Raw genomic sequence first — 5,777 nt, forward strand, 5'->3', positions numbered from 1 at the left:
CGCAAAGACAAACCCCCGATCCTCTTATGAGGGTCGGGGGTTTGGTGTAGAAGCTTGACGATGACCTACTCTCACATGGGGAGACCCCACACTACCATCGGCGATGCGTCGTTTCACTGCTGAGTTCGGGATGGGATCAGGTGGTTCCAACGCTCTATGGTCGTCAAGCAATTCGGTTGCTGCCTCGGGGTTTAGCCGCTGCAGCGAATCAGGTATGTGATGGTGTTGCTGTGTTTCGTATGTCGGTTCGCTTTGCGAGCGATGCGTCTTTTCGGTTTGTTTGTCGACTTCAACCGTCTGACACGCAAACATCAAATTGTTTGGGTGTTATATGGTCAAGCCTCACGGGCAATTAGTACTGGTTAGCTCAACGCCTCACAACGCTTACACACCCAGCCTATCAACGTCGTAGTCTTCGACGGCCCTTCAGGGAGCTCAAGGCTCCAGTGAGATCTCATCTTGAGGCAAGTTTCCCGCTTAGATGCTTTCAGCGGTTATCTCTTCCGAACATAGCTACCCGGCAATGCCACTGGCGTGACAACCGGAACACCAGAGGTTCGTCCACTCCGGTCCTCTCGTACTAGGAGCAGCCCCTCTCAAATCTCAAACGTCCACGGCAGATAGGGACCGAACTGTCTCACGACGTTCTAAACCCAGCTCGCGTACCACTTTAAATGGCGAACAGCCATACCCTTGGGACCGGCTTCAGCCCCAGGATGTGATGAGCCGACATCGAGGTGCCAAACACCGCCGTCGATATGAACTCTTGGGCGGTATCAGCCTGTTATCCCCGGAGTACCTTTTATCCGTTGAGCGATGGCCCTTCCATACAGAACCACCGGATCACTAAGACCTACTTTCGTACCTGCTCGACGTGTCTGTCTCGCAGTCAAGCGCGCTTTTGCCTTTATACTCTACGACCGATTTCCGACCGGTCTGAGCGCACCTTCGTACTCCTCCGTTACTCTTTAGGAGGAGACCGCCCCAGTCAAACTACCCACCATACACTGTCCTCGATCCGGATAACGGACCAGAGTTAGAACCTCAAAGTTGCCAGGGTGGTATTTCAAGGATGGCTCCACGCGAACTGGCGTCCACGCTTCAAAGCCTCCCACCTATCCTACACAAGCAAATTCAAAGTCCAGTGCAAAGCTATAGTAAAGGTTCACGGGGTCTTTCCGTCTAGCCGCGGATACACTGCATCTTCACAGCGATTTCAATTTCACTGAGTCTCGGGTGGAGACAGCGCCGCCATCGTTACGCCATTCGTGCAGGTCGGAACTTACCCGACAAGGAATTTCGCTACCTTAGGACCGTTATAGTTACGGCCGCCGTTTACCGGGGCTTCGATCAAGAGCTTCGCTTGCGCTAACCCCATCAATTAACCTTCCGGCACCGGGCAGGCGTCACACCCTATACGTCCACTTTCGTGTTTGCAGAGTGCTGTGTTTTTAATAAACAGTCGCAGCGGCCTGGTATCTTCGACCGGCATGAGCTTACGGGGTAAACCCTTCACCCTCACCGGCGCACCTTCTCCCGAAGTTACGGTGCCATTTTGCCTAGTTCCTTCACCCGAGTTCTCTCAAGCGCCTTGGTATTCTCTACCCAACCACCTGTGTCGGTTTGGGGTACGGTTCCTGATTACCTGAAGCTTAGAGGCTTTTCCTGGAAGCATGGCATCAACCACTTCTCCTTCTAAAAGAAGGATCGTCATCAGTTCTCGGCATTAAGATCCCGGATTTACCTAAGATCTCTGCCTACCACCTTAAACTTGGACAACCAACGCCAAGCTGGCCTAGCCTTCTCCGTCCCCCCATCGCAGTAACCAGAAGTACGGGAATATTAACCCGTTTCCCATCGACTACGCTCTTCAGCCTCGCCTTAGGGACCGACTCACCCTGCGTCGATTAACGTTGCGCAGGAACCCTTGGTCTTTCGGCGTGCGAGTTTTTCACTCGCATTGTCGTTACTCATGTCAGCATTCGCACTTGTGATACCTCCAGCAAGCTTCTCAACTCACCTTCACAGGCTTACACAACGCTCCTCTACCGCTCATCTTACGATGAACCCGTAGCTTCGGTACCTGGTTTGAGCCCCGTTACATCTTCCGCGCAGGCCGACTCGACTAGTGAGCTATTACGCTTTCTTTAAAGGGTGGCTGCTTCTAAGCCAACCTCCTAGCTGTCTGAGCCTTCCCACATCGTTTCCCACTTAACCAGGATTTTGGGACCTTAGCTGACGGTCTGGGTTGTTTCCCTTTTCACGACGGACGTTAGCACCCGCCGTGTGTCTCCCGTGCTGACACTTGCTGGTATTCGGAGTTTGCATCGGTTTGGTAAGTCGGGATGACCCCCTAGCCGAAACAGTGCTCTACCCCCAGCAGTGATACACGAGGCGCTACCTAAATAGCTTTCGAGGAGAACCAGCTATCTCCGAGCTTGATTAGCCTTTCACTCCGATCCACAGGTCATCCGCTAACTTTTCAACGGTAGTCGGTTCGGTCCTCCAGTCAGTGTTACCTAACCTTCAACCTGCCCATGGATAGATCGCCCGGTTTCGGGTCTATTCCCAGCGACTAGACGCCCTATTAAGACTCGCTTTCGCTACGCCTCCCCTATTCGGTTAAGCTCGCCACTGAAAATAAGTCGCTGACCCATTATACAAAAGGTACGCAGTCACCTAACAAAGTAGGCTCCCACTGCTTGTACGCATACGGTTTCAGGTTCTATTTCACTCCCCTCTCCGGGGTTCTTTTCGCCTTTCCCTCACGGTACTGGTTCACTATCGGTCAGTCAGTAGTATTTAGCCTTGGAGGATGGTCCCCCCATATTCAGACAAAGTTTCTCGTGCTCCGTCCTACTCGATTTCATTGATAAGAGATTTTCGCGTACAGGGCTATCACCCACTATGGCCGCACTTTCCAGAGCGTTCCGCTAATCTCAAATCAACTTAAGGGCTAGTCCCCGTTCGCTCGCCACTACTAAGGGAATCTCGGTTGATTTCTTTTCCTCAGGGTACTTAGATGTTTCAGTTCCCCTGGTTCGCCTCACACACCTATGTATTCAGTGTGTGATAACCATCTTATGATGGCTGGGTTCCCCCATTCAGACATCTCCGGATCAAAGTCTGTTTGCCGACTCCCCGAAGCTTTTCGCAGGCTACCACGTCTTTCATCGCCTCTGACTGCCAAGGCATCCACCGTATGCGCTTCTTCACTTGACCATATAACCCCAAGCAATCTGGTTACTGTCTATAACGTGAAGACGACATTCGCCGAAAATCCGCATTTCGCTCTCTCGAGCAACTCGCAAATTTTACCTTAGCCTGAACAATCACCAGTGAAAGTGATCACTCAGTCTATTTCTATCACATACCCAAATTTTTAAAGAACAGTTACTGGCGCAAAGACCAGAAATCAATACACTCCAGATGGAATCTATTCATTTCTGTGCTTTCAGCGATTTCAGAGTTAATGGTGGAGCCAAGCGGGATCGAACCGCTGACCTCCTGCGTGCAAAGCAGGCGCTCTCCCAGCTGAGCTATGGCCCCATCTACAGATCGGCCACATCCCATGACAATTGGTGGGTCTGGGCAGATTCGAACTGCCGACCTCACCCTTATCAGGGGTGCGCTCTAACCAACTGAGCTACAGACCCAATCGTCTCTCTCGGGTCGAAACCCAATCGCTTTTCGCTAGTGAATCAAGCAATTCGTGTGGGAACTTATGAAGAAGCTGAAGTCTTCGATTAAGGAGGTGATCCAGCCGCAGGTTCCCCTACGGCTACCTTGTTACGACTTCACCCCAGTCATGAATCACTCCGTGGTAACCGTCCCCCCGAAGGTTAGACTAGCTACTTCTGGAGCAACCCACTCCCATGGTGTGACGGGCGGTGTGTACAAGGCCCGGGAACGTATTCACCGTGACATTCTGATTCACGATTACTAGCGATTCCGACTTCACGCAGTCGAGTTGCAGACTGCGATCCGGACTACGATCGGTTTTATGGGATTAGCTCCACCTCGCGGCTTGGCAACCCTTTGTACCGACCATTGTAGCACGTGTGTAGCCCAGGCCGTAAGGGCCATGATGACTTGACGTCATCCCCACCTTCCTCCGGTTTGTCACCGGCAGTCTCCTTAGAGTGCCCACCATGACGTGCTGGTAACTAAGGACAAGGGTTGCGCTCGTTACGGGACTTAACCCAACATCTCACGACACGAGCTGACGACAGCCATGCAGCACCTGTGTCAGAGTTCCCGAAGGCACCAATCCATCTCTGGAAAGTTCTCTGCATGTCAAGGCCTGGTAAGGTTCTTCGCGTTGCTTCGAATTAAACCACATGCTCCACCGCTTGTGCGGGCCCCCGTCAATTCATTTGAGTTTTAACCTTGCGGCCGTACTCCCCAGGCGGTCGACTTAATGCGTTAGCTGCGCCACTAAGATCTCAAGGATCCCAACGGCTAGTCGACATCGTTTACGGCGTGGACTACCAGGGTATCTAATCCTGTTTGCTCCCCACGCTTTCGCACCTCAGTGTCAGTATTAGCCCAGGTGGTCGCCTTCGCCACTGGTGTTCCTTCCTATATCTACGCATTTCACCGCTACACAGGAAATTCCACCACCCTCTGCCATACTCTAGCTTGCCAGTTTTGAAAGCAGTTCCCAGGTTGAGCCCGGGGCTTTCACTTCCAACTTAACAAACCACCTACGCGCGCTTTACGCCCAGTAATTCCGATTAACGCTTGCACCCTTCGTATTACCGCGGCTGCTGGCACGAAGTTAGCCGGTGCTTATTCTGTCGGTAACGTCAAAACAGCAAGGTATTAACTTACTGCCCTTCCTCCCAACTTAAAGTGCTTTACAATCCGAAGACCTTCTTCACACACGCGGCATGGCTGGATCAGGCTTTCGCCCATTGTCCAATATTCCCCACTGCTGCCTCCCGTAGGAGTCTGGACCGTGTCTCAGTTCCAGTGTGACTGATCATCCTCTCAGACCAGTTACGGATCGCAGCCTTGGTGAGCCATTACCTCACCAACTAGCTAATCCGACCTAGGCTCATCTGATAGCGCAAGGCCCTAAGGTCCCCTGCTTTCTCCCGTAGGACGTATGCGGTATTAGCGTTCCTTTCGAAACGTTGTCCCCCACTACCAGGCAGATTCCTAGGCATTACTCACCCGTCCGCCGCTGAATCAGGGAGCAAGCTCCCTTCATCCGCTCGACTTGCATGTGTTAGGCCTGCCGCCAGCGTTCAATCTGAGCCATGATCAAACTCTTCAGTTCAATACTGCTTGGGTTTTGAGAAAACCCTAAACTTAGCTCAGCAATCGCAATCTCTTCTCAAGGTCACCCCAAAGAAGAGCACTCAATGATTTCTCGTTGAGTATTTGTGATGCTGATAATCTTGCTGACTATCAGTCTTACCTCACAAGCACCCACACGAATTGCTTGATTCAGTTGTTAAAGAGCGTTTCGATCAAGTCTTTCGTCTCAACCGAGGCCGCGCATTTTACAGCAGCCTTGTGTCTCGTCAAGCTGTTTTTGAAGAAGTTTTTCTTTCTTCTCAACCGCTTGCGCTTTCGATCAGCTAGAGCCTCTCGTCAGCGGGAGGCGAATCATACAGCGTTCAAACCCGCTGTCAACCGCCTCGTGAATCCGCTTTCGATCAACCTGACCGAAGCCACCAACAGGACTCAACCACCACCCTGTCAGCCCGGCGCATTCTACTCGAATCCGCCTTCCGTGCAAGCCCTTTATTTCGCTAACTTCTTGATTT

1 protein-coding gene, 2 tRNA genes and 3 rRNA genes are annotated in these 5,777 nt (G+C 52.0%); 1 reads left to right on the plus strand and 5 read right to left on the minus strand.

Annotated features, from left to right (window positions below; genetic code table 11):
• Positions 1-52: 52 nt before the first annotated feature.
• The 5 genes from rrf to NA645_RS20030 form a co-directional block, all read right to left on the minus strand.
• Positions 53-168, minus strand: a 5S ribosomal RNA gene (gene rrf, locus NA645_RS20010).
• A gap of 163 nt (positions 169-331) precedes the next feature.
• Positions 332-3,222, minus strand: a 23S ribosomal RNA gene (locus NA645_RS20015).
• A gap of 251 nt (positions 3,223-3,473) precedes the next feature.
• Positions 3,474-3,549: transfer RNA gene (locus NA645_RS20020), tRNA-Ala, on the minus strand.
• 30 nt (positions 3,550-3,579) lie between these two features.
• Positions 3,580-3,656, minus strand: a tRNA-Ile gene (locus NA645_RS20025).
• A gap of 91 nt (positions 3,657-3,747) precedes the next feature.
• A 16S ribosomal RNA gene (locus NA645_RS20030) occupies positions 3,748-5,284 on the minus strand.
• Together the 16S, 23S and 5S rRNA genes with 2 tRNA genes alongside form the textbook arrangement of a ribosomal RNA operon.
• 96 nt (positions 5,285-5,380) lie before the next feature.
• Here NA645_RS20030 and NA645_RS20035 point away from each other — a divergent pair.
• A partial coding sequence (locus tag NA645_RS20035) for a hypothetical protein (protein ID WP_256050408.1) occupies positions 5,381-5,777 on the plus strand: 397 nt, incomplete at its 3' end.

The organism is Stutzerimonas stutzeri (genome assembly GCF_024448955.1).
GTDB lineage: Bacteria > Pseudomonadota > Gammaproteobacteria > Pseudomonadales > Pseudomonadaceae > Stutzerimonas > Stutzerimonas stutzeri_AQ.